Consider the following 2969-nt stretch of genomic DNA (forward strand, 5'->3'; position numbering starts at 1 on the left):
GGGGACGAGCCGCGCACCGCCGATCCGGGGGCGGGCACCGCCTCGGAGTCGGCGGCACCGCACAGCTCACCGGCGGCGGACGGCGCGGCCGGCTCGACCGGCACCGACGGGGGGTTCCCCGACGGACCGTCGGAGAAGCCGACCACCGGGGTCGCGGACCCCCCGGGGGCCCCCGACGCCCTGCCGGGCTCGGGTGACCCCACGGCCGAGGCGTACCAGCGGGTCCGTCCCGGTGACTGTCTGTCGAACCACAAGACCGGCGAGGAGTGGAACAGCCATCTGCCCGCCACCGTGGCCTGCGCCTCGGACGCCGCCTTCCTGCGGGTGACCGGGGTCACCGATCGGGCGGACTCCTGCCCCTCCGGTTCCGGCCGGGGCGACTGGCACCACACCTCGACGCAGGGCGGGGTCACCGTGCTGTGCCTGCAACGGGAGTTCCGGCCCGGGCAGTGCTTCCCCGCCCGGTCGACCGACGGCGCGGCCGGGCCCGGCCGCGCCATCCCGGAGGCCGATCTGCACGTCTGGTTGGACTGCGGCTCCGAGCGGCTGCCCGACCCGTACAACACGGTGTTGGTGATCAGCGACGTGCTCCCCGCGCCGGACCGGGTGCCGGCGGCGGTCTGCTCGCGCGGCCCCGGCGACCGGGGGCACTACTGGTACTGGGTGCTCAACGGCGACACCGAGCTGGTGTGCGCCACCCGGCCCGCCCGCTGACCGGGCGAGCCCGTCCGCGGCCCCGTGCGGAACGGCCCGGACGACCCCCGCCCGGGCGGGGGTCCCGGCGGCCGGGAGCGGGGCTCAGGTGCTGATGTTGCGGGTGGTGGAGTCGCGCTTGGCCGCGGCCTTCTCCCCGACCACCACGAGGGCGGCGATGACGACGAACGCGGCGATCGGCGCGATCACGAACAGACCGAGGGTCTCGAAGACACTCAGACCCTCACCGGGTTGATCCCCGTCGTCCCGGTACAGGGCGTGGGCGGCGGGGGACGTCATGAGCAGCATCAGCACCGAGCCGAGCGTGACGGCTCCGGCCCGGGCGGCGCGCTTCTTGTTCTCGTTGGCCACGGCCCCAAGGTAACGAACCGCCCGGGCCGGTGCTCGACCGGGGTGGCCCCGGCGCGTCCCCGGGGCCCCGGCCGGGACCATCCGTCGAACGGACGAGCGGCGCCGCCGGGTCGTTCCCGGCCGGCGCTCAGGTGGTCCGGGAGGCGTCGCCGGCCTTCGGGGCCGCGGGGCCCTTCGGGCCCGCCGGGCTCCCGGGGGCGCGCGCCATCTCCGTCCGCACCGCCTCCAGCAGGGCCATCGCCCGAGCCGATCCGGTCAGACGTTCCAGGGTGACCGGGCGGCCGTCGGCGTCCGCGACGGGCAACCGCCAGTTGGGGTACTCCCGCCAGGTACCGGGAACGTTCTGGGAGCGGCGGTCGCCCACCGCGTCGGGCAGCCAGATCCCGAGCAGCCGGGCCGGCGTACGGGCCAGGAAGCGGTAGGCGGCGGCGATCTGCTGCTCCTCCCCCGCCCCCGGCCGCAACAGGCCCATGCGGCGGAAGAGGTCCAGCCAGTCCTCGATCTCCCGCCGGGCGTCGGCCCGGGCGGCCTCCAGCAGCTCCGCGCGCCGGCGCTCCCCGGCGTCCGCGGCCCGCGCGGCGTCCCCGGTCGCGGGGTCGGTCCCGGGGCCGTCCGCGTCCGGGACGGGGGCGTCGTTCCCGCCCAGCAGGCCCAGACGGGCCCGCAGCTCCACGTCCTCCCCGGTGAGCCGCGCCGCGGTGGGCGGCAGGTCGTGGGTGGTGACGGTGGCCAGGCAACCGGACCGCCATTCCCCCGGTCGCAGGATCGGCACCGTGCCGTTCCCGTCGGTCCTCTCCCAGTCCCGCTCGAACCACAGGACGGAGGTGCCCAGCACGGAGCGCCCCGCCAGTTCCTCCCGGACCCCGGGCGCGACCGTCCCCAGGTCCTCCCCGACGACGACCGCCCCGGCCCGGTGGGCGGCCAGGGCGAGCGTGCCGAGCATGGCGGAGGCGTCGTGGGAGACGTAGGTGCCCTCGCGCGGTGGGCGTCCGGCGGGGATCCACCACAGCCGGAAGTGGCTCATCACATGGTCGATGCGCAGCCCGCCGGCGTGCCGGAGCACAGAGGTCAGGAGGTCCCGGTAGGGGGCGTAGCCTGCCTCGGCGAGGGCGTCGGGCCGCCACGGCGGCAATCCCCAGTCCTGGCCGTCGGCGCTGAAGGCGTCCGGGGGCGCACCGGTGGACATGTCCCCGGCCAGCACGTGCTGCTGGGCCCAGCTCTCCGAGCCGCGCGGGTGCACGCCGAGCGCGAGGTCGTGGATCAGTCCGATGTCCATCCCCGCCTCGCGGGCGGTCCGCTGGGCCGCCGCGAGCTGTTCGTCCACCAGCCAGGCGAGCCGGCAGTGGAAGTCGATCCGATTCAGGTGCTCGGCGCGGGCGCGCGCGGTGCGGGTGGAGCGAGGGTCGCGCAGCCCCTCCGGCCAGGTGGTCCAATCCGGGCCGTACAGCTCGCCCAGTGCGCACCAGGTGGCGTGGTCCTCCAGGGCGCGGCCGTGCTCGGCGAGGAAGGCGCAGTAGGCGGCGTGCCGGCCCGGTCCCAGCGGGACCCGCAGCACCGATTCCAATGCCTCCTGCTTGAGCCGCCACACCTCGTCGCGGTCCACCGGGGCGCCGCGCTCCAGGACCGCCTCGCGCAGGAGCGCGGCGCGGGCCAGGAGGGCATCGACGCGGTGCCGGTCCTCCCCGGTCAGCAGCGCGTACTCGGGCACCGCCTCCACCCGCAGGTGGACGGGGTCGGCGAACCGACGGGTGGCGGGACGGTAGGGGGAGGGGTCGGTGCTCTCCCCGGAGATGCCGGGGACGGCGGCGTGCAGCGGGTTGAGCTGGATGAATCCGGCACCGGCCGTCCGACCGGCCCAGCCCGCGAGCTGGGTCAGGTCGGCGAGGTCCCCCATGCCCCAGGAG

General features: G+C 76.4%; 3 protein-coding genes. 1 reads left to right on the plus strand and 2 read right to left on the minus strand.

Annotated features, from left to right (window positions below; translation table 11 throughout):
• A partial coding sequence (locus tag FNQ90_RS18140; protein ID WP_182607345.1) for an LppU/SCO3897 family protein occupies positions 1 to 714 on the plus strand: 714 nt, incomplete at its 5' end.
• Between the two features lie 84 nt (positions 715 to 798).
• Here the strand turns inward: FNQ90_RS18140 and FNQ90_RS18145 are convergent.
• Complete coding sequence (locus FNQ90_RS18145; RefSeq protein WP_143621001.1) at positions 799 to 1002, minus strand: hypothetical protein; 204 nt, start codon at positions 1000 to 1002, stop codon at positions 799 to 801.
• A 190-nt stretch (positions 1003 to 1192) separates the two neighbouring features.
• A partial coding sequence (locus FNQ90_RS18150) for a 4-alpha-glucanotransferase (RefSeq protein ID WP_182607346.1) occupies positions 1193 to 2969 on the minus strand: 1777 nt, incomplete at its 5' end.

Origin of the sequence: Streptomyces alkaliphilus (genome assembly GCF_014141535.1) — a bacterium.
GTDB lineage: Bacteria > Actinomycetota > Actinomycetes > Streptomycetales > Streptomycetaceae > Streptomyces > Streptomyces alkaliphilus.

Coding starts and splice junctions, on each gene's coding strand:
- FNQ90_RS18145 (WP_143621001.1), bottom strand. CDS start 1,002: ATGCTGCTCATGACGTCCCCCGCCGCCCACGCCCTGTACCGGGACGAC.